The 25,409-nt window shown below is 43.0% G+C and carries 20 protein-coding genes and 2 tRNA genes; 15 read left to right on the top strand and 7 right to left on the bottom strand.

All coding sequences use genetic code 11. The features are described 5' to 3' along the window. Positions 1-54 precede the first annotated feature (54 nt). The 3 genes from HXT48_RS06545 to HXT48_RS06535 form a co-directional block, all read right to left on the bottom strand. Entirely contained in the window at positions 55-996 is a 942-nt protein-coding gene (locus HXT48_RS06545) for a glucose-6-phosphate dehydrogenase assembly protein OpcA (protein WP_004109831.1), read from the bottom strand. Then, positions 993-2,573 (bottom strand): glucose-6-phosphate dehydrogenase, encoded by a 1,581-nt coding sequence (zwf, locus tag HXT48_RS06540; RefSeq protein WP_421793041.1) that lies wholly within the window; start codon positions 2,571-2,573, stop codon positions 993-995. Before zwf ends, HXT48_RS06545 begins: the two co-directional genes overlap by 4 nt. Before the next feature lie 103 nt (positions 2,574-2,676). Continuing rightward, positions 2,677-5,097 (bottom strand): acyltransferase family protein, encoded by a 2,421-nt coding sequence (locus HXT48_RS06535; protein ID WP_081378953.1) that lies wholly within the window; start codon positions 5,095-5,097, stop codon positions 2,677-2,679. A gap of 321 nt (positions 5,098-5,418) precedes the next feature. Between HXT48_RS06535 and HXT48_RS06530 the strand changes: the two genes are divergently transcribed. Further along, complete coding sequence (locus tag HXT48_RS06530; protein ID WP_004105658.1) at positions 5,419-5,913, top strand: inorganic diphosphatase; 495 nt, start codon at positions 5,419-5,421, stop codon at positions 5,911-5,913. 149 nt (positions 5,914-6,062) lie between these two features. Here the strand turns inward: HXT48_RS06530 and HXT48_RS06525 are convergent, their stop codons facing one another. Further along, complete coding sequence (locus tag HXT48_RS06525) at positions 6,063-6,854, bottom strand: hypothetical protein (protein ID WP_004109821.1); 792 nt, start codon at positions 6,852-6,854, stop codon at positions 6,063-6,065. 240 nt (positions 6,855-7,094) lie between these two features. Between HXT48_RS06525 and HXT48_RS06520 the strand changes: the two genes are divergently transcribed. From HXT48_RS06520 to valS, 4 genes are all read left to right on the top strand, one after another. After that, positions 7,095-7,886 (top strand): response regulator transcription factor, encoded by a 792-nt coding sequence (locus HXT48_RS06520; RefSeq protein ID WP_033888627.1) that lies wholly within the window; start codon positions 7,095-7,097, stop codon positions 7,884-7,886. Continuing rightward, the gene (nth, locus tag HXT48_RS06515) at positions 7,886-8,560 is read left to right on the top strand and encodes an endonuclease III (RefSeq protein WP_004109815.1); all 675 of its coding nucleotides are present in this window, start codon (positions 7,886-7,888) and stop codon (positions 8,558-8,560) included. The genes HXT48_RS06520 and nth overlap by 1 nt, the downstream gene beginning before the upstream one ends. A 130-nt stretch (positions 8,561-8,690) precedes the next feature. Further along, complete coding sequence (locus HXT48_RS06510; RefSeq protein WP_421793211.1) at positions 8,691-10,178, top strand: ABC transporter substrate-binding protein; 1,488 nt, start codon at positions 8,691-8,693, stop codon at positions 10,176-10,178. 48 nt (positions 10,179-10,226) lie between these two features. Continuing rightward, entirely contained in the window at positions 10,227-13,004 is a 2,778-nt protein-coding gene (gene valS / locus HXT48_RS06505) for a valine--tRNA ligase (RefSeq protein WP_004109807.1), read from the top strand. A 95-nt stretch (positions 13,005-13,099) separates the two neighbouring features. Here the strand turns inward: valS and HXT48_RS06500 are convergent, their stop codons facing one another. Together HXT48_RS06500 and relB are read right to left on the bottom strand one after the other, a co-directional pair. Then, complete coding sequence (locus HXT48_RS06500; protein WP_288231012.1) at positions 13,100-13,366, bottom strand: type II toxin-antitoxin system RelE family toxin; 267 nt, start codon at positions 13,364-13,366, stop codon at positions 13,100-13,102. Next, positions 13,350-13,586, bottom strand: coding sequence for a type II toxin-antitoxin system RelB family antitoxin (gene relB, locus HXT48_RS06495; protein WP_041160461.1), 237 nt, complete (start codon positions 13,584-13,586; stop codon positions 13,350-13,352). Before relB ends, HXT48_RS06500 begins: the two co-directional genes overlap by 17 nt. A 103-nt stretch (positions 13,587-13,689) precedes the next feature. Between relB and argS the strand changes: the two genes are divergently transcribed. Both argS and brnQ read left to right on the top strand, forming a co-directional pair. Then, positions 13,690-15,486 (top strand): arginine--tRNA ligase, encoded by a 1,797-nt coding sequence (argS, locus tag HXT48_RS06490; protein ID WP_421793040.1) that lies wholly within the window; start codon positions 13,690-13,692, stop codon positions 15,484-15,486. Positions 15,487-15,743: 257 nt separating this feature from the next. Then, positions 15,744-17,300, top strand: a complete 1,557-nt coding sequence (gene brnQ / locus HXT48_RS06485) for a branched-chain amino acid transport system II carrier protein (protein WP_102704518.1) — start codon at positions 15,744-15,746, stop codon at positions 17,298-17,300. 113 nt (positions 17,301-17,413) lie between these two features. On the opposite strand, the gene HXT48_RS06480 is transcribed toward brnQ, so the two are convergent. Further along, on the bottom strand, positions 17,414-17,761 hold the full coding sequence (locus HXT48_RS06480) for a phenylpyruvate tautomerase MIF-related protein (RefSeq protein ID WP_064622123.1): 348 nt from the start codon (positions 17,759-17,761) through the stop codon (positions 17,414-17,416). Positions 17,762-17,845: 84 nt separating this feature from the next. On the opposite strand from HXT48_RS06480, the gene HXT48_RS06475 reads away from it, so the two are divergent. From HXT48_RS06475 to murA, 8 genes are all read left to right on the top strand, one after another. Continuing rightward, the gene (locus HXT48_RS06475; protein ID WP_064622127.1) at positions 17,846-18,352 is read left to right on the top strand and encodes a GtrA family protein; all 507 of its coding nucleotides are present in this window, start codon (positions 17,846-17,848) and stop codon (positions 18,350-18,352) included. A 34-nt stretch (positions 18,353-18,386) separates the two neighbouring features. Beyond that, positions 18,387-19,079, top strand: a complete 693-nt coding sequence (locus tag HXT48_RS06470; protein ID WP_064622125.1) for a histidine phosphatase family protein — start codon at positions 18,387-18,389, stop codon at positions 19,077-19,079. A gap of 28 nt (positions 19,080-19,107) precedes the next feature. Beyond that, the gene (locus tag HXT48_RS06465) at positions 19,108-20,076 is read left to right on the top strand and encodes a hypothetical protein (protein ID WP_102704517.1); all 969 of its coding nucleotides are present in this window, start codon (positions 19,108-19,110) and stop codon (positions 20,074-20,076) included. Positions 20,077-20,132: 56 nt separating this feature from the next. Continuing rightward, a complete protein-coding gene (gltX, locus tag HXT48_RS06460) occupies positions 20,133-21,695 on the top strand; it encodes a glutamate--tRNA ligase (RefSeq protein ID WP_116431948.1) in 1,563 nt (520 codons plus the stop codon). A 185-nt stretch (positions 21,696-21,880) separates the two neighbouring features. Further along, positions 21,881-21,953 (top strand) — tRNA-Glu (locus HXT48_RS06455). A 40-nt stretch (positions 21,954-21,993) separates the two neighbouring features. Beyond that, positions 21,994-22,065 (top strand) — tRNA-Gln (locus HXT48_RS06450). Positions 22,066-22,595: 530 nt separating this feature from the next. Continuing rightward, a complete protein-coding gene (locus HXT48_RS06445; protein WP_102155474.1) occupies positions 22,596-23,888 on the top strand; it encodes a metallophosphoesterase in 1,293 nt (430 codons plus the stop codon). A gap of 91 nt (positions 23,889-23,979) precedes the next feature. Continuing rightward, positions 23,980-25,341 carry a UDP-N-acetylglucosamine 1-carboxyvinyltransferase gene (murA, locus tag HXT48_RS06440; protein ID WP_004109784.1) on the top strand — a complete coding sequence of 454 codons (1,362 nt, stop codon included), beginning with the start codon at positions 23,980-23,982 and terminating at the stop codon, positions 25,339-25,341. The last annotated feature ends 68 nt before the right edge of the window (positions 25,342-25,409 follow it).

The raw sequence follows: 25,409 nt of genomic DNA, 5'->3' as shown, positions 1-25,409 counted from the left end.
AGTTGTTCCTTTTATGCCATTGAAAATGTTTCACGAATTGTTTCACGTAATGATTCACGCATTTTCTGCAGGATTATCTCTAACCAGCTGCGCATAAATTTCGTCCGGATCAATGCGCCGCAATTCTTCACTTAAGCAATCATCCAGAGTGCGAATAGGAAGCGCAATAGGTTGTGCAGCCTGTCCAGGCAGACTAATCAAAGCTTGATCTCCGCCAGCAGGACGAGTGAGTGACAATGTGCCATCCTCGCGTTCTAAAGTTACGGAAGTAATAGCTTGAGCTTCAGGATTTTCAACTATTTCTACAGGAACATGCAAGCTACTCTTAAGCCAAGCTGCCAGTAAGTGCAAAGATACGTAATGAGTAGGACCCACAATCTTCGCGCTAAGAATAGGCAAATGTGGAGGTTGATCGAGCATAGAAGCAAGTAACGCGCGCCAAGGAGTTAAGCGTGTCCAAGACAAATCTGCATCTTGCGGAGACCAGTTTTTGCGCAAGTTTTGCACAGTTTTAAGAGTATCGTCTGCTCGCTGTGCGTCAGTAATTCTGCTACTTGCCATAGCTCCAAGCAAATCGTGAGCAGGATCTTCAGGAGCGTTTGTTGGCCACCATGCAACAATCGGCGCATCTGGCACGAGTAGTGGAATAACAAGCGTATCCGGATGACGAACTAAACCGTTGTGCGGATACAAAATAATAATTTCACCAGCTCCAGCATCTGCGCCGAAACGCACTTGAGCATCAAGATTTGGCACAACTTCACCGCGCTCAGCAGCGTGTTCGCTAGACCAATCTCGAACCATTGCAATAACTCGGCAAGGATGCTCGCGACTAGCTGCGTTTGCTGCATCAAGTGCATGCTCTAATTCTTTAAGAGTTGTATCAATAAGCAAAGTGAGCACTCGACCAGTAGCGGATTCGCCGCGCTCTTCGTGCAATTCGTCGATTTTTGCTGCAATTTTGCTTGTATTGGTATCAGGAAGGTTGATAATCATGGCAATCTCCAATGGCGATTATCTCGAGCAAGCATAGCATCAGCTTCTGCTGGACCCCACGTTCCAGCGCGATACGGTTGCGGTTGTGTGCCAAGCGAACTCCAGAATTCCTCAATAGGGTCAAGAATTTTCCAACTTAAATCTACTTCTTGCGTAGTTGGGAATAGCGGTGGTTCGCCAAGAAGTACGTCAAGAATTAATCGCTCGTAAGCTTCAGGGGAACTTTCAGTAAAAGAGCGTCCGTAACTAAAGTCCATAGAAACGTCTCGAACTTCCATAGCTGTGCCGCCAGGAACTTTTGCGCCGAAACGCATAGTAACGCCCTCATCCGGCTGAACTCGAATCACAATAGCGTTACTGCCAAGTTCGCGCACAGCAGTAGACTCAAACGGCAAATGCGGAGCGCGCTTAAAAATAACAGCAATTTCCGTAACGCGCTTGCCTAAACGTTTTCCGGTTCGCAAGTAGAACGGAACTCCAGCCCAACGGCGAGTATCAACGTCAAGTCGCACTGCAGCGTACGTTTCAGTAGTGCTTTGAGGATCAATGCCTTGTTCTTCCAAGTATCCAACAGCTTTGTAAGAGCCCTGCCATCCTGCTGCATACTGTCCTCGAGCAGTGTTGGCAGCCAAGTCTTGAGGTAGTCGGATTGCAGATAATACTTTTGTTTTTTCAGCAGTCAAATCGCTAGCGCGGAAGCTTACAGGCTCTTCCATAGCAGTAAGAGCCATAAGTTGAAGCAAATGGTTCTGAATCACGTCACGAGCAGCACCGATTCCGTCGTAGTATCCGGCTCTTCCGTCAATGCCAATATCTTCAGCCATCGTAATTTGCACGTGATCGACGTAATTTGCGTTCCAGATCGGCTCGTACATTGCGTTAGCAAAGCGGAAAGCCAGCAAGTTTTGCACAGTTTCCTTGCCTAAATAATGGTCAATTCGGAATACAGAATTAGGATCAAAAACTTCAGAAACGACGCGATCCAATTCTCGTGCGCTTGCTAAATCGTGGCCAAAAGGTTTTTCAATAATTACGCGTCGCCAAGCATGCTCAGAAGAGTGCGAAAGACCTGATGCTGCAAGCTGTTGGGCAACAACTGGGAAGCTGGAAGGCGGAATAGACATGTAAAAAGCGTGATTTCCGCGAGTACCTCTGTCTCGATCAAGTTCGTTCACTGTTTTGCTTAAACGCTCAAACGCGGACGCATCGTCAAAGGTGCCGCGTACGAAACGTATGCCTTTAGCGAGATTAATCCAAGTTGACTCACGAAATGGCGTTCTGCAATGCTGCTCAATATTTTCGCGCACAAAGTTTACGAAATGTTCATCCGTCCAATCGCGTCTCGCAAAACCAGTTAAACCAAATCCTGGAGGCAAAAGCCCGCGATTAGCTAAATCATATACTGCTGGCATAAGTTTTTTGCGTGCTAAATCGCCAGTAATGCCAAAAATTACTAGGCTGCACGGACCCGCAATGCGAGCTAAACGCAAATCACGCGGATCGCGCAAAGGATTCGTCCAAGTAGATACGCTTTCCCCAGCGTCTTGCGAATCACGTAGTGTCCTCAACTCAGTCATAGATACTATCGTAATATTTCGTAGCTATTTTCACCACGCAAAACGCAATTTATTATGCTTAATAACAGTATTAAAAAGTTTTAGCGCGTTATAACTCTAATTTTCAGCCGCCGCATACAGCTAAACGAATCATCTTCGCGTATTGTGGACCGCCGATTGGAGTTAAGTGAACTCCATCGTCAGTCAAATATTCCGAGTGACCATTACTCAAACCATGCCAGTCTATAATGCCAACATTATGATGAGTTGCTGCGAACTTGCGTAAGCTATCGTTCGTTGCATCCTGCCAAGGTTGCGGAACTCGTGTGGTAACGAAATAAACAGGTCTACCTTTTGCGACATCAACCATGTGTTGAAGCACGCTATCGTCATGAGGAGGACCGTTGGTTCCAAGAGCGAAAATCACCACATCTCCAGCGTGTTTTACCGAAATATCTTTCTCGTATTCATCAGCTCCGTGGAAAATTTGTCTACTCACTTTTCCATCTATATAAGCGTTAGGCATAACTTGCATCAAATATGGTTTAGCGCCTTCAGTAATAGAATCTCCAACCATAGTTAAGTTTACGGAACAAGTATTGCGTCGTTTGTCGATCCGCGTATGAGTAGTAACAAGATTTCGTGGAACTTTTTCCGCAATAGGGAAGAGAATGCGATACTTCGATGGTGTAGGTGGAAGAGACTGTTTTACTACATTCTTTTGCACACCTTTTGGAACTGCTTTTTCTTTTGTTTCTTGCTTAGAATTAGTTTTGTCAAAAGCAGTAGGTTTTTTATTTGACGATGAAGATTGCTCTACTTGTGCTGTCAATTCTGGGCGAAGCTGCATTGACCTATGCTTAGCTATATCTTGCCAATTTACTGGCAAGATAATTAACGACACAATAATTATGCAGCACAAAGTTAGTGAGACAGAGCGAATAAGCTTAAATAATTGTTGATCTTGTATTGGCTTTTCAAATAATTGATACAAGCATTCTGCAAGTGCAACTATTACTAGTGCTTGCAAGACTTGCTCTCCTGTAGATACAGCAGTTGTTCTATTTGCTGGGTTGAATAATTCAAGAACAGGGAAGTGAACTAAATAAATTGCAAAAGAGCGTCTGCCGATATAAGCGAGCGGAGCCCATGCAAATATTCTCGAGCAAATATTATCAGTTTGCGTGCAAGACCACAGTATTAGTGTGCAAGCGGCTGCTGTTATTGTGTATCCGCCAAAAACAAATACTGAAGATGTGCCTTCTGCATACACGAAGCAGTAGCACAACACAATTGTTGCCAATAGTCCAATGCAAGATCTCTGCCATGCATGAAGTGGATTATAAAAAACAGTTTTTGGCTTATTGAATGCGTTATTTGGAAGTTCTTGTATATCTGGAGCTACGCTATTATCTGATAAATCAATTTGTAATCCTTCGCGCAAGTCAGCAGGTATTCCATCTTCAGCAAATACTTTTTCGTTATTTGCGTAGGCTTTATCTGATTTTTTCGTTAGTGCTGAATTATCTACACTACTATCTGCATTACTATCTAACTTAACTGATGAAGCTAAGCTGACCGATATGTTCTTTTTGCCCATCAGCAAATGTAATGCATGAATAAGCCACGCGTGGAATGAATGTTTGGCAAACCAAGCACCGTACATTGCTAGCATTGCACCCATTAAGAATTCTGATGCTCTCGTATCTAGAGAATAGTAGACGCGAGCTGGAGTTGTGTAATTGTTAAATAAGTAGGCAAAAGTAAAAGTAAGAATAGAAGAAAGTATGGCTAAGCCTGCTGTGATATACATGCGTATTAGCTTGCTACGCACGAATTTAATAAGTGCAGCAAGGATAATAGGCCATATAACAAAAGCCTGCATTAAAAGTCCGAGATACCAAAGATGTTTGATAGGAGAAGGTAGTCCGGACTGTTCAAAATATGAAAGCTTACGAGCAACATACATTATATTGCTAAAGAATCCGGAGCCTGAAAGAGCATCCGCTTGTAACTTTGGTAGTAGACTTGGCGAAAAAAGCCACATAATTGGTGCTGTTATAGCGATAATTCCAAGTGTTGGCGGCCAAATTCTTTTTACGCGCTTTAGTAAATACTCCCAGTAATGCCTGATTCCTTGAGTATTTTTATTATTATCTTCGATATTTTTTGCATTTTTTGCGTTTTCATCTGCGTTTAAATAGCGCAGAACTGATCTCGTGCAAAAATATCCTGCCAATACCAAAAACAGTGTTACTCCAAGGAATCCTCCCATAAGAAGGCTTGGACGCATATGAAAGCATACAATACCAATAATTGCTAGAGCTCTTAAACCGTCTATTGCTTTATTTCGCTTCGAAACAGTATTTGTAGGTAAAGTAGATGATTGTTTATTTTCAGCTTTTGCGCTATTAATAGTTTTTTCTACGGTATTATTTGCGTTTGCTGAAAGATTAGTTGAGGTCGTTTTACTAGCATTTTTTTCTGCAGGAACCTTCTTTGTTTTGAAGGATTGACCTGCTTGTGAAGCAGTGGAAGTGTTCACGCATCTCTTTTTTGTCATCTTGCCTACGCTTCGGTAACCATACTGGTATGTATGCAACATATCGTGTGTAAAACGTAGCAATAGTAACTGTGTATTGAGACACTTTTATAGCTTAAAGCGTGTCTTGTTGCTATGCCTAGGATGTGTTAGAAATATGTGATTTTATGCTACTTCTGTAAGTGATACAAAACGTTTATTATTTAACGAAATTTGTTAACAAAATTTTGTTTTATATGCTCTATTGCTGTCGTTCGTCGGTGCGCGCTAAAGTGAGATAGAACAGTTATATGAATTGTTATTAAAGTTATCAAAGGAGCCAATATGGCAGAAACTTTTAACGTTGTGGTAGAGATTCCACGCGGTTCTAAGAACAAGTATGAAGTGGATCACGAAACTGGTCGCGTATTCTTGGATCGCACCCTTTTCACAGCTATGGGTTATCCAGATGATTACGGTTATATTGATGGCACTTTGGGCGAAGATGGCGATCCACTCGACGCTCTTGTTATGATTCCAAATTCTGTGTTCCCAGGATGCGTTGTTGAGTGCCGCGCTGTTGGCTTGTATCACATGGTTGACGAAGCCGGTGGAGACGACAAGGTTTTGTGTGTTCCAGCGGACGTTCGTTTCGACGACATCAAGGATATCGATGACGTGAACGAGTATCACAAGGCTGAAATCAAGCACTTCTTCGAGCAGTACAAGGCTTTGGAACCAGGTAAGGAAGTTCTTCCTGGTGACTTCTGGGCTGGCGTTGAGCAGGCTGAGAAGGAGATCGTTGCAGCTCGCAAGCGCTTGGAAGAAAGCGAAAAATAAGTTTCGCTTTTAATGAGTAAAACAATAAAAATTAAAAGTTAATAAATAAAACGTCGAAGACACATACTGTGTTTTCGACGTTTTTATGTAAGTGCGTGCTGCTTTCAGAAGTAAATTAAAACGTAACGTTGCATACGCTTTTAATAATTTTAAGCAGCTACTAGCATTCCAAGGCCTGCAATATACACGAGTATCCCTGAAAGCATTATTGGCAATATAGAAATAGCGATATCGTGTGAAACTATTCCAGTTTCGTATTCTTCATAATTGTTGCGAACCCATAAATATGAAAGTCCTGATAGCGCGATTAGCATAAATATGCACAGTACTATAACGAGTATTCCACCGTCTAAATTGCGAAGCGATGGCATAAAGCTAATAATTGACGGCAAAAATAGCCAACCCGGAAGTGCTGCACAAGCAATACTTGCAGTAAGCGTGTGCGAAAGATTTCGTACTAAATTTGTGCGATTCTCGCGCAGCATTTGCCTCAAGAATGTTACAAATGTTGCTGCTACAAGAATTAGAGCAAAAGATACAGCCCAGCGTTCGTAAGGGTGAATTGCAGCAATGAACTTACTCATTGACACAGTTTCGTTATCAATAATGACGCTTTTTGGTAGCCATCCCTTTAATACTCCGGTTGCAAACCATGTAGAAGCAATTCCTGCGCATAATGCAATAGCTCGGTCAATTACATTTCCGTGCAGTGGCCACAACGCTATAAATGTAAGCATTATGATAAGGCATAATATAAGTGTTATTTTTGCTGTTGCGATTGGCAATATTGCTGCAATTGCGAGAAGTACTACAACAAAAATTTGGCTTACAAACATCGCTAATGCGTTCATGCTAGGTATACGGGTATGTTTTTGAACATTTACGCAAGAATTATCATTTTTCTGCATCTTGTCATTGCAGATACGTGTTTCATTGCTCATACACACTCCCTAGTGCCGTAATTTTATATTTATAAAGCGTAATATGTCCGTAAAACATTAACAAATTACTTTGTTTATTTACTAATGTAGCCTATAACCTGCACTGCGCTTTATTGTGTTGATATTTTTTATCTTTGGAAAATGCAAGTGTTGCGCTTATCGCTATTTTTCGCAGTATGGTTTACAATTCCTGTAAAGGCTGAATTTGCTACTACATCAATTGTTTGTTGGAGGCATCATATGACTGATATCACATTGATGACTTCGTGTGCTTCTCCCTCTTCAGTTTTACCTTCACTTACTTTGTTATCTCATAAAGTGCGTTTACTTTCTTTGGATACATCAAGTTTGGCAAAACTGCCCGCACAAACCATTCTTTTGCTTGATGCGCGTGAGGATTTAGCTCTCGCTAAATCAATGTGTTCTTCTCTGCGTGTTGCAAATATTACGGTTCCTGTCATATTAGTTATAACTGAGGGTGGTTTTACTGTAGTAAATCCTTCGTGGAACATTTCTGATGTTGTGCTGACTAATGCTTCTCCTGCAGAAGTAGAAGGTCGTTTGCGTTTGGCTTCTTTGCAACACGGATCTTCTGATGATTTATTTGTGCATTCGCAAGGCTCTGAAATTGATGATTCTTTCAATTCAGACAATGGAACTATGCGTTCTGGAGATCTCGTTGTAGATATGCGTAGCTACACAGTGAGTTTGCATGGTCATCCTGTTGATTTAGCTTATAAAGAATTTGAATTGCTGAAATACTTTGTGCAGCATCCGCGCAGGGTGTTTACTCGCACTCATTTGTTGCAAGAAGTATGGGGCTACGACTACTACGGTGGCACTCGTACTGTAGATGTCCATATTCGTAGGCTCCGTGCAAAACTTGGTGTTGAATATGAACATTTGATTGGCACAGTGCGTAATGTTGGCTATCGCTTCGATCCTTCGGAATCAGATGAGAATAGCGAGATTTCCGAAAGCAGCATTGAAGATGATTCTGAAAATGATGCAGATAAGCAGTCTGCGCAATAATGATTTATCAAAGTTCTAATATGCGAGAATCAAAACAAGCGAAATTAGCTCGTATTTATGCAGAGTACGATTTATTGTGCAAAGAAATACCGGAACCTAAGTGTGCATTAAATTTCAAAAATCCATTTGAGCTACTAATTGCTACTGTATTAAGCGCGCAAACTACAGATAAGCGTGTGAATATCGTGACGCCTGAACTCTTTTCTATTTTCCCCAACGCGAGTTCTTTAGCTGCTGCTCCTGTATCTCAAGTTGAGTCAATTATTTACCCTCTCGGATTTTATAGAGTAAAAGCACAGAACATTATTTCATTATCTGCATGTTTGCTTAATAATTTTTCTGGTATAGTGCCATCAAATATGGAAGCTTTAATATCGTTGCCAGGTGTTGGTCGTAAAACTGCCAATGTCGTTCTTGGCAACGCATTTGGATTACCGGGGTTTCCTGTAGATACTCACGTAATACGTGTTACAGGTCGTCTTGGTTGGCGTAAGGTTCAGAATCGTCCAAATCCTGTTGCTATTGAGCGCGAAATAACTGCTTATTTTGCTCCTAAAGAGTGGACTAATCTCTCTCATAGACTTATTTTGCATGGCAGAAAAATTTGCACTGCTCGGAATCCAAAATGTGTTTCATGCCCTTTAAATACAACATGTCCGTCGGCAATTATTTAAAGCGTGTTGTTCCCAATTCAGATATTGATATAGACTGTAGGTTATGTCAAGAACAGGCAAATATGCGTGTCACGCTTCCAGGTCATATCATACTCGTACTAGTGCAGACTGGATACCATGGGTTGTGTTTGTGGTTGTGTCTGTAATAATGAGCGGCATTTTGTGGTGTGGATGGCAAATGTACCAGGGTCATTCGCCTTTTGCTGCAATAATGCATCCAGCTAGTAACTCAGTGCTAAAAGTTGGTCTACGTACTGCTCCTGAATCTCTTGATATTAGAAACGACGACAGTGACGCTTTACAGCAAGCTTTAATTGGTAATGTTTACGAAACTCTTGTTAAACGTGGCGATGATAATAGTTTGCAACCAGGTCTCGCGAAGTCATGGGATATTTCGAAAGACGGCTTAACATATCGTTTTAATTTGCGTCAAGGTGTGCATTTCTCTAACGGTAGTGAGATGACTTCAAATTCCGTATTACAATCTTTGAAACAAGGCATCACAAATAATTATCCTGGTTATAGTGCACTTACAAATATTAAAACTGTTAATAATCCGGATGATTACACTTTAGTAATTACACTTAATAATCCAGATGCTTTACTTCTACGTCGTCTTGCTGGACGTGTTGGCATTGTCTATGACACAAAATCGATGATCGACTATGCAAGTGCTGCTCTTGGCACAGGTCCTTTCACTGTAAGTGACTACAATAAAGGCAATTCTTTAGTATTACTTCGCAACGATAAATATTGGGGAACCCCTGCTTCTTGTGCAAGTATTACTTTGCAATATTTCAATAGCGATACTGCTCTAGCTGAGGCAATGGAAAAGGGCAATATTCAAATGGCAGTTCCGCTTGAAGGTAACGAAAATAAGCGCCTTGCTGCTGTTGCTAATACGCAAATGGTAGAGGGTCAGAGCACAAGAGTGCGATTTATTGCAATAAATACAACAGTTTCGTCGATTTTCTGCGATGAGCAGGCTCGTAAAGCTGCGAGATACGCTTTGAATGCGCAAACTGTACTTGCAGCTGATGGCAATGGTGGTGTTCCAGTAGGAGGACCTATTGATCCTCTTTCAACTGGTTATGAAGATTTAAATGGATTGTATCCTTATAATCCAGGCAAAGCTGCTCCTTTGTTCCATTACTTTAGCGCAAGCTATTTAGGAACTATTAATTTTCTTGTTCCACAGGGCGAAGGTGGAGTTGGGGGCGAGCTTTCAAAACAGATTAGTTCCGTGAGCGGTTTTAAGGTCAATCTTGAAGAAGTTGATCAACAAACTATGCGTAAGCGTATTAGTGAAGGTAAGTATGATCTTGCGCTTACTACGAGCAATCGTACTTTAGATGAAGGCATGTTTGCAGAAAGCGGTTCTCCGTTCGTTTTGCAAGACGCGCGTGCTCAACAAGCTTGGATCGATGCGGTTCATTCTAAGAATGCAAACGAATATGAGACAAATGCTCGTGCATATGCGCGCGAAGTAAGCAATAATGCTGCAGCTCACTGGTTATATGCTCGAAAGAGCATTATGGCTGTAAAGTCTAATGTAAGCGGCTATACGAAAAATATGACGGATCAGCTTCTGCCATTGCAGAGCATAGTGGTGAAATAGAAAAGCGTAAGATTTGCGTTGTCGCGCTGAGTTTCTAATATTCAGTTCATGAGTGAACAGGATAATAACGCAGTAAAACACGCATATTTAACACCATTGCCTAACAAGGTTGGTGTTGATGGTCTTGAAGACAAGTGGCGTAGTAATTGGGACGAAGCTAAGACTTACGCATTCCATAATTCTCGCGACCGTAAGGCCGTATATTCTATCGATACTCCACCTCCAACCGTTAGTGGTCACTTGCACGTAGGTCACGTATTCTCTTACACGCATACGGATGTCATTGCGCGATATAAGCGCATGCAAGGCTTTGACGTGTTCTACCCAATGGGTTGGGACGATAACGGCTTGCCAACAGAGCGCCGAGTACAAAATTATTACGGCGTTAGAGTGGATACTTCGTTGAAGTATGACCCTGATTTTAAGCCGCCTTTTGAAGGTACTGAAGGTAAGAAGATTGAGGCAAAAGATCAGGTTCCTGTAAGCCGACAGAACTTTATTGAACTTTGCGAACGCTTAACTTCTCAGGACGAGAAGCTTTTTGAAGCTTTGTGGCGTAGGCTTGGTCTTTCTGTGGACTGGTCGCAAACTTACCACACTATTGGTGAGCAGCCTCGCCGAGTTGCACAAAAAGCATTCTTGCGCAATCTTGCTCGCGGAGAAGCGTATCAGAAAGATGCTCCAGGTTTGTGGGATGTTACATTCCAGACTGCTGTTGCTCAGGCTGAGCTTGAATCGCGCGAATATCCTGGTTTCTACCATAAGATTGCGTTCCGTTTTGAAGATGGTACGCCAATTTATATTGAAACTACGCGCCCAGAATTGCTTGCTGCATGCACCTCTTTGATTGCAAATCCAGAAGATGAGCGTTATAAGAAGTACTTTGGTCAGGAAGTTTATTCTCCACTGTTTAAGGTGAAAGTTCCAATTTTGGCGCATTCTGCTGCTCAAATGGACAAGGGTGCAGGCATTGCAATGTGCTGCACTTTCGGTGATGTAACCGACGTTGAGTGGTGGCGTGACTTGAATCTTCCAACTCGACCAATCATTCAGCGCAACGGCCGCATTGTAATGACCACTCCTGATTGGATTACGGACGAGTCCGGCCGCGAAATGTTCGAGAAAATTGCTGGTAAAACCACTTTCTCTGCTCGTAAGGAAATTGTTGAAGCTTTGCAAGCAGCTGGAGATATGGAAGGCGAACCAAAGCCAACAAAGCGTATGACGAACTTCTACGAAAAGGGTGATAAGCCTTTGGAAATCGTCACTTCTCGTCAGTGGTACTTAAAGAACGGTGGCACGGACGAAAAGTTGAATGCTGAGCTTATTGAGCGCGGCAAGGAGCTTAATTTCCACCCAGACTTTATGCGCGTGCGCTACGAGAATTGGGTTCATGGATTGAATGGTGACTGGCTTATTTCTCGCCAGCGCTTCTTCGGCGTGCCATTCCCACTTTGGTATCCAGTAAACGAAAATGGGGAAGTGGATTACGAGCATCCTTTGACTCCTAGCGAAGACCGTTTGCCAATCGACCCAACTATCGATGTTCCAGAAGGATTCGACGAATCTCAGCGCGACCAGCCAAACGGCTTTACTGCTGAGCAAGACATTATGGACACTTGGGCAACATCTTCCTTAACTCCGCAAATTGTGACCCGTTGGGAAGAGCCAGGTGAGGAAAATCAAGCTTTGTTTAAGGCTACTTTCCCAATGGATTTGCGTCCACAAGGTCAAGATATTATTCGTACTTGGCTGTTTAGTACGGTTGATCGTGCGCATCTTGAAAATGGCTGCTTGCCTTGGAAGCATGCTGCGCTTTCTGGTTGGATTCTTGATCCTGACCATAAGAAGATGTCTAAATCTAAGGGCAATGTGGTTGTGCCAAATAAACCAATCGAAGAGTTTGGCGCGGATGCTGTGCGCTACTGGGCAACTTCTGCAAAACTTGGCTTGGATGCAACTTACGACGAAGGTCAAATGAAGATTGGTCGACGTTTAGCGATTAAGCTTTTGAATGCTACGAAGTTTGCGCTCGCAATTGGTCGCGAAGATGATGAACATCAGGTTCTTGAGCCTGCTAGTGCGGATTGGGATTTTGCAGACGTTACGGAAGTTTTGGATCGCTCTGTTATGGCAAAGCTCGCATCCGTTATTCGTACCGCAACTGATGCGCTTGAATCTTACGAGCATTCCAAGGCTTTGGAAGCAATCGAAACATTCTTCTGGGAGTTCTGCGACGATTACATTGAGCTTGCAAAGAATCGTGCTTATGGTACTGCAGAATCAACTGGACGCACTCCAAGTGAAGCTGCTGTGAAGTCTGCTCGTACAACTCTTGGTCTTGCACTCGACGCTTTGGCTCGCTTGCTTGCTCCTTACTTGCCTTACGCTACTGAAGAAGTGTGGAGCTGGATGCATGACGGCGAAGGATCCGTGCATCGTGCTAGCTGGCCATGCGCTAAGGCGTATGAGGCTGCTGCAAACGGAGTTTCTGCAGACACTTTGGCTTACGCGGGTGAAGCTTTGGCTGCTTTGCGCAAGATTAAGTCTGAAGCAAAAGTTTCTATGAAGACTCCTATTTTGCAAGTAACTTTGAACGTTGCAGAAAACGCTTACAAGGCTGTTGAGGAGACTTTGGATGACGTTGCTGAAGCTGGTCGCGTTACTGGAGAAGTAAAGCTTAACGCTGTTAAGGCTGCAGTTGCTGGAGATTCTTCTGCTTCTGAATCTGAATCTGCTTCTGATTCTGCAGAATCTGATGCAGCTAACGTAAACGTTTCAGTTGCTCAAAGCGAACTCGGCGAAGCTCCTGCAAAAAAGAAGTAGTTGCAAGTAATCGAAAATAATGAATCGCAAAACAAAAGCGCTGGAAGTCAATCTTCGACTCCAGCGCTTTTTGTGTATTTAAAAACTAAGCATAATCACTTATTATAAATCCTGCTGCGATGGTCAATGTCCACAACAAAAACGGTCAGTACATTATTTTCAATTGCACAAATTATTCTGTAATCCCTTACTCTATATCTCCAAAATCCCGAATAGTTGCCAGTTAGTGCCTTGTCTCTGATTCGAGGATTGTCGAGATTGCTAATTTCGCGAAGCTCCTTAACGATTTGCTTGGCAATCGTTTTGTCAATTTTCCCTAGCTGTTTTTCAGCTCTTTTAGATAAATTAATCTTCCAAATCAAGGCGCTTCACCACGTCGTCGAGTGGGGATGTTTCTAATTCTCCACGTTTGTATGCTTCAATATCTGCCATTAGACCATATTCATGTTCAAGTTCATCAATTTGAGCTTCTAGTGCTTGATTCATGTAAAATGAACGGGTGCGGTGAGTGGTTTTAGCGAGCTGATCATAACGATCTAAAACGTTAGAGGGTACTCTTAATCCTGTAATTGTTGCGACCATTTTTAATCTCCAATGTAAAACATATATTACCTTACACTCAGAATAATGCAATCCAATGGGTTGTAATCGCGAAGCATCGCGCGGTAACGCTAGACTGTAAACCATGAATCCAGAAAGCTTAAGTGAATTAATTGAAAAAATTGCTAAAGATTTAGTAGCAAGCGGTAAAGCTGGCAATCTAACAGAAGATTTGATTCCTGCTGCCGAAAAACTTGCAGTTATGAGGCCAAAAGATCGCGCACACGGCGATTGGGCTACGAATGTTGCTATGCAACTCGCTAAAAAAGCTGGTATAAAGCCTCGCGATTTAGCTGAACTTTTTGCCGAGCGTTTGCAAGAAGCAGAAGGTATTGCGTCTGTAGAAGTTGCAGGTCCTGGCTTTATTAACATAACGCTTGATTCTGCTTCTGCGGCGGCGGTCGTAGACGAAGTCTTAAAGCAGGGTGCGGCTTTTGGCAAGAATACGCATTTGAGCGGCAAAACTTTGAATCTTGAGTTTGTATCCGCAAACCCAACTGGTCCAATCCACATTGGTGGAACTCGCTGGGCTGCAGTTGGTGATTCCATGGCTCGAGTTTTGGAAGCGAACGGCGCAAAAGTTGTGCGTGAATACTACTTCAACGATCATGGCGAGCAAATCAACCGTTTTGCAAAGTCTTTAGTTGCTGCAGCTCACGGCGAAGAAACGCCTGCAGATGGTTACAAAGGTGCGTATATTAACGAAATTGCGGACGCTGTTATAAAAGAAGCAAATGCGGACGGCGTTGATGTTCTTTCATTGCCGCGAATTGATCTTGGAAAAGACGAGGAAGGATTGCCTCTTGGCGAAGGCGATTCCGAGCAGCGCGAAGAGTTCCGCAAGCGCGCAGTTCCAATGATGTTTGCGGAAATTCGTAAGTCTATGCGCGATTTTCGTGTTAGTTTCGACGTGTGGTTCCACGAAAACAGCCTGTACGAGGATGGCGAAGTTGAGCGCGCTATTGCAGACTTGCGTGAGCGTGGAGATATTTTCGAAAAAGACGGCGCAACTTGGTTTGAATCCACTAAGCATGGCGACGACAAGGATCGCGTAATTATTAAGTCCGACGGAAACTACGCTTACTTTGCTGCTGATATTGCGTACTATCGCAACAAGCGTCACCGCGAGCAGAATCCTGCAGACGTAGCAATCTACATGCTCGGCGCGGATCATCACGGATATATTGGCCGAATGATGGCAATGTGCGCGGCTTTTGGCGACAAGCCGGGCGAAAACATGCAGATTCTTATTGGTCAGCTTGTAAACGTTATGAAGGACGGAAAACCTGTGCGCATGAGCAAGCGTGCTGGAAACGTTATTACGATTGACGATTTAGTTGATGCAATTGGCGTTGACGCTTCGCGCTACTCGCTTGCTCGCACCGACTACAACACAAGCGTTGATATTGATTTGGATTTGCTTGCTTCTCACAGCAACGATAATCCTGTGTACTACGTGCAATACGCTCACGCACGCAGCTGCAATGTGGCTCGCAATGCGGCTGACGCTGGAATTACGCAAGATGGCGCTGATTTAAGCTTGCTTAATACCGAGGCTGACGGCGAAGTATTGGCTGCTTTGGCTCAATGGCCTGCTGCTTTGGCTCAAGCTGGCGATTTGCGCGCTCCTCACAGAGTTGCGCATTACCTTGAGGATTTGGCAGCAAGTTACCACAAGTGGTACAACCTTGAGCGTGTTGTACCAATGGAGTTAACTGACCCTGAAAATCGTTTGCCAGAAGCCGAGCGTGAAGCTCAGCGCATTGCAAAGTGCCCAGAGCCAGCTCGTGCTGCAGCTCGCTTAAAGCTTAACGCTGCTGTGCGCACAGTTATTGCAACTGGTCTTGATTTGCTTGGAGTTTCTGCTCCAGAAAAGATGTGATTTTGCTTATTTTATATAAGATTTAGAGCAAAGCTATAGAGCATTTTTGATTACATAGGACGTTGGTAGCTTGCCAGCGTCCTTTTTTATTTTTTATTAGAGACACGCACGAATTATAAGTTTCTATCGATTAAGTACATGCAATTTATTAATATACCCTCTAATATTATTTTTGCTTTAAATCCACAAAATTACAAGGTAAGAGATTTAGCTGAATAGTATGTAAATACAAATTTATCCTTATGGGAGGTGTAAGCATGAGCGTCACAACACAAAGTGTCAGCACAGATAGTGCCCCGAAAAAAAGGAACTTGACCATTATTGAGTCCGCGTACGTGGCGGTCATGTTGTTTGGTATGTTCTTTGGCGCAGGAAACCTGATTTTCCCTGTGTTCCTTGGAGCTAATGCAGGAACTAATTTCGTGCCTGCAACAATTGGCTTTATTGTTACTGGCGTTGGTTTGCCATTGCTTGGTGTTACGGCTCTTGCAATGAGTCGCGCAAACGGTCTTTTTGAACTTTCTAGTAAGCCGAGCAAAAAATACGGCATGTTCTTTACTTGTGTGCTGTATTTAACAATCGGACCATTCTTTGCAATTCCTCGCTGCGCAACAACTTCGTACACTGTTGGTTTGGAGCGCGTTATTCCACAAGACGGAAACGGTCAATTGTATTTGTTCTTGTTCTCTGTGGTTTTCTTCGCGTTAGCATTCTTCTTTGCTATGAAGCCTAGCGGAATACTTACATGGGTTGGTAAAGTTCTTACGCCGATATTCTTGGTTTTCTTAGGTATTCTGGTATTTACTGCACTGTTTTCTCCTGTAAGCGGCGCTTCTGCGGATGCTGCTCCTATAGGGAAGTATGTTAATGAATCATTCTTTACAGGATTCTTAGATGGCTACAATACAATGGATGCTTTAGCTAGCTTGGCTTTTGGCATTATAGTTGTTAGTACTATTCGATCCTTTGGCGTAAAAGATCCTAAAGATGTGGCAGTGAATACTGTGCGATCTGGATTCTTTAGCTGCTTGCTTATGGCGTTGATTTACGTCGCAATTGTTGTTGTCGGTGTGCGTAGCCGTGCACTGTTTAAGCCTGCTGAAAACGGTGGCGTAACTTTGGCGCAAGTTGCACGCTACCATCTTGGAAACGTTGGTTTGCTTGTTCTTGCTGCAACTGTTACTCTTGCATGCTTAAAGACGGCAGTTGGTTTAATTGTAAGCTGCTCGGAAACTTTCTCTAAGTTATTCCCTAAGGGTCCTAGCTATCGCGTTTGGTCTGTGTTGATTACGCTTGTTTCGTTTGGCCTTGCAAACTTTGGTTTGAGCACAATCATCGAATATGCAGTTCCAGTATTGATGTTCTTGTATCCACTGTCAATCGTATTGATTCTTTTGGCTTTGTGCGGTCGACTTTTTGGAAATTCCAAAGTCGTGTACGCTTGGACGCTTGGTTTTACTGGTGTTGCAGCGGTATATGATTTTTTGAATAGTTTGCCACAAGCTTTACGCAGTGCATTGCATATGAACGATATGTTGGTGGTTGTTCAAAACTGGCTACCGTTCTCAGAATTTGGCATGGCTTGGGTTTGCCCTGCTGTTGTTGGATTTGTTGTTGGTTATGTCCGCATGGTTTTATTTGAAAACAAGGACATGGAAGAGGTGGCTCGTCTAGCTGCTGGTCCAGATCTTGAAGGCAGTGTTGCTAGCGACGATTATTATTCTTCAAGCGATGCTGAGTTTAAGGAGCCTGCTGACTTCGCTGTATCCGCTAAGTCTACTGTTGACGAACCTAATTTTAGTGAGCAATCCTAAAGTTTTGTAGCGTCGCGTAGACGTCATAATAATCGCCATATTTTGATGCGTATTTTACGTAACAAGATATGGCGATTTTATGCGACTTGCTAATTGAGGCTTGCGACTTGCGCCTAGAAGTTGCCGCCGTTCCAACCCCAGTCAGTAGTTGCAGTGTAACGAATATAAGTGCGATCCTGTGGAATCCCAAGCTCTCGCTCTAAAGCTGCCATAATCTGCTCAGTTAACTTTTCCCAAGCAGACCCTGGCACGCTGGAACCAAACACGTTCACCTCAACGTAAGCTGCAGGCTTAGCATTGTCTCCTGCAAAATAAATCGGCATATTGTCCTCGAATGGGCACATGAGCCAATGCTCGCTTTTTCCTGGAACTGCGCTAATTGCTTTGCCATAAGCAGCTTTTAATGCGTCGCGCTGGGTAGGTGTTGTGCTTACAGAAACATGAGTATGAATAACTGGCATAATCGCTCCTTTGCTAAATTTAGTAAGCTTTATTACGTAACAATTATATGTTATTTGTTAGCAGCCGCGTGTTTAATGGATATTATGAAAAAGCTTATTGAACAGGTTGTAAAGTTTGGAATTGTGGGCGTTATTGCCCTTATTATTGACGTTGCGCTACTCAATTTATTAATGCTTGCGCACTTAAATAATGTGGTTGCGGGTACGATTTCTTTCGTAATTTCACTTATCTTCAACTATATTGCCAGTATGAAATACGTCTTTAAACATCGTGAAGATATGGCAAAGTGGATGGAGCTTCTGATTTTTGTTATTTCCGCAGTCATAGGTTTGCTTATAAATGATTTGATTATTTGGGCTAGTACGTTAGGAATGGTTGAAAGCTTACGCGGATCTGCAGTATACGTTTTGCGCACAAATATAGGAAAACTTGTAGCTACTGTTGTTGTTGCTGTGTGGAATTTTGTTATACGAAAGTGGCTGCTCGATGATACTAAATCTCAACAGCCTGGGTATGTTGCGCAAGAAGATACGAGTTTTGCTCACCGTTTGGGAATGTGGTCGCTTAATCATACAAAAAATCGCAAGTAATTGATTTAATCTTTTAAACAGAAAGTAGAACGCAATGCCAGCTACGACAATTCATTTTGTGCGTCATGGAGAAGTTGATAATCCAAATCACGTGTTGTATGAGCGTCTTTCTGGATTTCATCTTTCTGCTCGCGGAGTGAGAATGGCGCAAGCTACAGCAAAATATATTGCCACTGTTCCGCAAATGCGCGGAATTACTGCAATTTATTCGTCTCCTCTTGAGCGAACACGTGAAACAGCGCGTGAAATCGAAAATGCTTTGCGCAATATTGCAGATTCTGCCTATGTAAAAGCGCACTATGACGAAGATTCTGCGCAATCTCAAGAAAGCGACATTATTTTAGATAAACGCTTAATTGAAGCTGGAAATAATTTCCGCGGGAAACGCATAGGTTACGGTGAAGGCGCACTGTGGAAAAACAACAATTGGAAGCTTGTTGCGAATTTGTGGAAGCCAAGTTGGGGAGAAAGCTACAGAAGTATTGCCACTAGAGTTGGCGATTTTGTGCGCGAGCAGGTTCGTAAGCATCCGGGTGAGCAAATCGTTGCAGTTACTCATGAGTCGCCAATCTGGTCTTATAGACACCTACTGGAAACCGGCCACGCTGAACATAATATGCTTCTTCGTCACACGGCTTTAGCTTCGATTACTTCTATTACTTACGATTGCGAGACTTTGCGTGTGCTTTCAATTACGTATGTTGATCCTGCTGGGCGAGTGAAGTAAGTAACATATAATGCGAAGGAGCATTGAAATGGTTAGTTCTGTTGATTCTGTCAAAGATTCTGAAGATATTAAAAATAATGAAAAAAGTATGCTAATGCTGAATGATGCAGCGCAATCTGCCGCAAAACTAACGGAATTATGGCCATTGACGGAAGCGCGACACTTAGATAACGACGCAAAATATGCGGAAAATCTTGAGGTGCGCTCAATGCGAGCAATAGCACGAATACTCACGAATCTTGATGTTACTGTGCCGGATGCTGAATTTGTGTATGAAGGTGCGGATGAAATTCCTGGACGTCCGCAAGAAATAGTAGACGCGCTACTTGCTGCCGCCGATGCTTACGACAATATGGATTCATGCTATGAGCCTAACTATGATGAAGCAGAAGAAGCAATACTAGAAAATAGTAATAATATAAATTCTATTTTTAGTAAGATTGCATCTCATTCTGCCGAAGATTCTAATGCAATAAATGCAGCAGCCGATACGTTAAATGTTGAAGGTAATTGGAGTATTAACGATATTGACTTTGCAATTAATTATGCGAAACAAATGGTTTCTTGTTATGAAAATAAATCATTGGAAATGCAAAAAATTATTGTAGTTTTAAGCTTATTAACAAATCTAATTAAAAAAACTAACGAGATTTGCGAAACTTTACCAATCTTCTTATATATTAACGAAATATGTGAGTGTGCTGGTTTGCCGCGAATGATGTTCAAGGATGCTCAATGGCGTGAGATTGTTGATTGTGTGCGCAATTCTAGCGATAAGTGTAATTGTGATATAAGTGGCGATATAAGTGCGTTGGTCAATTTTATTTCGCCGCTGCTTATTTCAGAGTGGGGAAAGCATCGTGAAGACGTGCTGTGGGATCCTGAAGTTGCGAAGAAGCTCGCAAAAGAAGAGGATGATAGAAAGTCCCGCGAGGCTCTTGCTGCGAAGTTTGCGCACGTTGAGGGTAATAAAGAATCTACGCAGGCACTTGATTAGTTTTTAGGTTGACTTATGTTTGATGCGAATGCTGCACGTCCGTAACGCGCGGCACAATGGAACCTATGACTGATATCGAGGAAACTCAAGAAGTTGCTAATAATGCAACAAAATCCGCAAAGCCTGAACTTCCAAAGAATGTTCGCGTGCGTTTTTGCCCTTCGCCAACCGGTACACCTCACGTAGGTATGGTTCGTACCGCGCTATTTAACTGGGCGGAGGCTCGCCATACTCACGGCAAATTGCTTTTCCGTATTGAAGATACCGATAATGAGCGCGATAGTGAGGAAAGCTACCAGCAGATTATTGAGGCTCTTCGTTGGCTCAATATTGATTGGGACGAGGGCATTGATGTTGGCGGAGATAACGGACCGTATCGCCAGTCCCAGCGCATGGAAATTTATAAAGACGTAGCACAAAAGCTTTTTGAAGCAGGATACGCTTATGAATCCTTCTCTACTCCTGAAGAAATTAAGGAGCGTAATATTGCTGCTGGCCGTCCTGCTGAATTTGGTTACGATGGCTACGATCGCAATCTTACGGAAGAACAGAAGCAAGCTTTCCGCGACGAAGGTCGCAAACCTGCACTTCGCTTGAAGATGCCAAATGAAGACATTACTTTTAACGATTTAATTCGTGGTGAAATTACTTTTAAAGCCGGATCTGTTCCAGATTATGTGATTGTGCGTCCGAATGGCGATCCACTTTATACGCTTACGAACCCTGTTGACGATGCGTTAATGGATGTGAATGTGGTTTTGCGCGGTGAGGATATTTTGAGCTCCACACCTCGTCAGATTGTGCTGTACCGTTATCTTATGGAGATGGGTATTGCTAAGGAAACTCCGCTTTACGGACATATGCCTTACGTTATGGGCGAAGGTAAGAAGAAGCTTTCTAAGAGAGACCCTGAGTCCAACTTGTTCTTGCATAGGGATAACGGATTTATTCCAGAAGGCTTGCTGAATTACTTGGCTTTGCTTGGATGGTCTATTGCGCCTGATCGTGACGTGTTCACTATGGACGAGATGGTTGAAAAGTTCGATGTGCGCGACGTTAAGGCAAATCCTGCACACTTTGACTTGGATAAAGCAATTTCGATTAACGCTGAGCATATTCGCATGCTTGAGCCTCAAGATTTCTTGAACCGTTCTGTGCCTTACTTGCATAAGGATGGCGTAGTTAGTGCGGATAATTGGGATGCGTTAACTGACCGCGAGCGTGAAGTACTCACCGCTGCTGCACCTCTTGTACAGCCTCGCGTGCGTTTGCTTGGCGAGGTCGCTGGAATGGTTGGCAGCCTGTTAAGTGAAGATGGCTACATTGCTCCAGATGACGACGCTCGTAAGCAGTTGAAGGAATCTGCAGGAGAGGTTCTTGACGCTGCGCTCGCTGCCTTGAAGGACGTTGATGCTGCTGATTGGCATACTGATTCCTTGCACGAGCTTTTGAACAAGAAGCTTGTTGAGGAAGCTGGCTACAAGCCGCGCTTGGCGTTTGGCCCTGTGCGAGTTGCACTTTCTGGTCGTCGCGTTTCGCCTCCACTGTTTGAGTCCATGGAAATCGTGGGCAAAGACGTGACTTTGGCGCGTTTGGCTGGTTTACGCGAGCATTTGTAAATCACCAATAATTTATAAGCGCAAATAAAATTTGAATAAGGCGGAAGTGTGGCACTATTGCTGCATTTCCGCCTTTTTATTTGTTTTATGCTTAATATATTTTCGACACGCCGCGGTTGCAAGTATTTGCTTTATGTTGTAAAGTCGCTATTTGTTGCGTCAAGAGGCGTAGCTGATAAATGAAAGCCCCCGTCGTCTAGCGGTCTAGGACTACGCCCTCTCACGGCGCCAACACCGGTTCAAATCCGGTCGGGGGTACGAAGACGGAACGGTTCCAAGAGCCGCGAAGCTTGTCAATTGGGGTATGGTGTAATTGGCAACACAGGTGATTCTGGTTCATCCATTCTTGGTTCGAGTCCAGGTACCCCAGCGAATAGCTCTCGTAGAACGAGGGCTTTTTTGTTATCTATCTGTATTACTGCGATTTGTCTCAGCGCGCGACCTTTTCTTTACATGGCTGTAAAGTTTCTGCCGCTTGTTGGCGTGAAAGCGGCAGTTTCTTTACATACATGCTCAGTTTTTGCCGTTTACTCCCGTTTACCACGCTTGCCGCACGCTTCTTATGTAGCCTTAAAATCAAAAACCCCAGTGCGTGACCGGGGTTAGAGAAAGAAGAGAAGAAGAGAGGTTAAGTTATTAAAGTCAAATTCAACTACTTGCTTGTAGTTTATTTCCTTTTGATGTATATATAATAACCACCTTATGCTGAGTGCAGTAATGCGATTACCTGTGAATTGTCTGTGAATTTGTAACTATTTTACTGAAATTGCACGTTTTTATCGCCTTTAGGTTATTTATTATCAGTATTTGCTTAATTTAGTATTTTTGAATGTAAATAATTTATGTAAACTTGCGCACAAAATTGAGTGAGTCGCGGCATATCTGCCGTATGCTTAAAGTATGACTGATTCTGCACAATCTGAAGCTCATGTATCTGCGGCACTTCCTTTATCTGTTTCGGCGCGTTTAGGACGTTTGCAGTTCCATCTTTCTGGTAAATTCCGGGTGCTTCAGTGTGCAGATGTTCAAGATGGGTTACGTATTTCACAAGATACTATTCGACTTATTGCTTCTGCTTGCGATGCTGTGCGACCAGATCTTGTAGTTTTTACTGGAAACCAGATTGCAGGTTATGAAAGAGTATTTGCAAAAACTTTTCAGCGTAGACGCTGGCAGGAATCTTCCAATATTTCAGCTTCTGATAAGAAGCAATTGGTTGATAAGGTGCACGAATTTGTTGCTAAGTTAATGAAGCCACTAGAAGATCGCAGTATTCCGTGGGTTGTTACTTATGGGAATCATGATTTCCAGTGCGGTCTGAGTAATGAAGAGCTTGATAAGATATATCAAGATTTTCCATGTTGCATGAATCGCAGTGCTTCTAATGTATCTTCTGCAAGTGCTATGCAATCGACAAAATGTGTGTTGCCAAAGCAGATTATTTTTACATGTGAGCCTGGTACTTTTGCCTTGCCTGTTATGGATGAAAAGCATGAAAAGGTTGTTTTTTCAATAGTTTTAGTTGATTCTGGAGATTATGCTAAATCCGGCGGATATGGTAGCCCTTCTAAAAAAACTATTGAGTTTATTTCTGGTCTTCCTTCTTATTTGCCTGAGCATATTTGCGTTTTTCAGCATTTTCCATTGCCGCAATATTATCGTGTTCTTCGTGAAGTTCCGCAAGAACTTGCTGCGCGCGAACATGCTATTGAAGGGTATCGTACTTTTGCTGGTCGCTATTATGCTCTTGACGAAAAACATGTTCTGCCCGATGGGTATTTAGGTGAAGGAATCAGCTGCCCTGACGTCGATAGTGGTGAATACGCTGCTTTGCTTGATGCAGGAGCTTTTGCGCTAATTGCCGGTCACGATCACCGCAATTCTTTCGCAGCTAAAGATCACGAGAGTAATATGCTATTTGTTGCCACTCCTACATGTGGTTTTGGATCTTACGGCCCTGAACCTGCTAAAAGAGGCGTGCGCTTGCTCGAATTTGATATTCGTCACCCGTTTGAACCGCGTACGCAAATGCTTGAATTTGGGAATCTTGTTGGCAAACCTTCTTCCAAAAAAGCCTATACTTATGCTCTTACAGCTGAATCTGAGCATGAATTGCCAGAAGTGGATTTATTACGTAAACCATCATTACTTACTAGATTGATTCGTCGATGGCGTCAACGATCTACGCGCTAATTTAATCAGTTTTAATAGATTGCATGAGCGCGTTGGCAAATATGCCGGTATTATAGTGAATAGTGTTTTAGCGCGAACGAAAGAGGTAAATGTGTCCGCACACAATACGGCTGAACAGAACAACAATAGTGGCATTGACGCTGCAGATGTGTTGCATGTAGAAGGTGGTAAGCCGCTTAATGGCACTATTAAAGTGCGTGGCGCAAAAAACTTTGTTAGCAAGGCTATGGTTGCAGCTTTGTTGGCACCTGGCAAGTCTGTTCTAAAAAACGTTCCTGAAATTCGCGATGTTCATGTAGTTTCTGATTTGTTGCGTTTGCATGGTGTTGACGTTGAAGTTAATGGACCTGAAGGCATTGTGACAATTGATGCCACAAAAGTGCAGCTCGCAGATGTAGCTGACGTCGACACTCTTTCTGGTTCGTCTCGTATTCCAATTCTTTTCTCTGGTCCTCTTCTTCATCGTCTTGGAGAAGCGTTTATTCCTGCGCTTGGAGGATGCAATATTGGTGGCCGTCCAATTGATTTTCATCTTGAGACGTTGCGTAAACTTGGTGCAAATGTAGATAAAGATCACGAAGATGGTATTCATATTACTGCACCTAATGGCTTACATGGCACTAAAATTCATTTGCCTTATCCTTCTGTCGGCGCAACCGAACAGACTTTGCTTGCAGCGGTTCTTGCAGAAGGTCGTACAGAGCTTTCCGGAGCTGCAATTGAGCCAGAAATTATGGATTTGGTAGCCGTTTTGCAAAAGATGGGTGCGATTATTTCTGTAGATGTTGACCGTACTTTCCGTATTGAGGGAGTAAAAGAGCTTCAAGGATACACTCATACGTCATTAACTGATCGCATCGAAGCAGCTTCTTGGGCTTCTGCTGCTCTTGCAACACACGGAGATGTGTTTATTAAGGGCGCAACTCAGCCAGAAATGATGACTTTCTTAAATGTGTTCCGTAAAGTTGGCGGACAATTTGATGTTACAGATAAAGGAATTCGTTTCTGGCATCCGGGTGGGGATTTGCATCCGGTTGCTATTGAAACCGATGTACATCCTGGTTTTATGACTGATTGGCAGCAGCCTCTTGTCGTTGCGCTTACTCAAGCGAAGGGCTTGAGTATTGTGCATGAAACTGTTTATGAAAATCGTTTTGGTTTCACGAAGCCACTTGTGCAAATGGGAGCTATGATTCAGCTTTATCGTGAATGCTTAGGTTCGCTTCCTTGCAGATTCCAGCAGCGCAATTACAAGCATTCTGCAGTGATTTTCGGACCTACTCCGTTGACAGGTCAAGATATTGATGTACCTGATTTGCGCGGAGGCTTTAGCCATTTGATTGCAGCTCTTACTGCTCAAGGTCCGTCGAATGTGCGTGGAATTTCGCTAATTGATCGAGGATATGCAGATTTTAGAGGCAAACTTTTAGCATTGGGTGCTAATATCGACTGATATATTCTTCTACTTCTTCTACAAAACGTGAGTTTTGTAGGTTTATAAGCTTTTATCCACAATGCTAT

The organism is Gardnerella sp. KA00127, from assembly GCF_049244125.1.
Taxonomy (GTDB): Bacteria; Actinomycetota; Actinomycetes; order Actinomycetales; family Bifidobacteriaceae; genus Bifidobacterium; species Bifidobacterium swidsinskii.
This window is presented reverse-complemented; position numbering and strand designations above follow the sequence as displayed.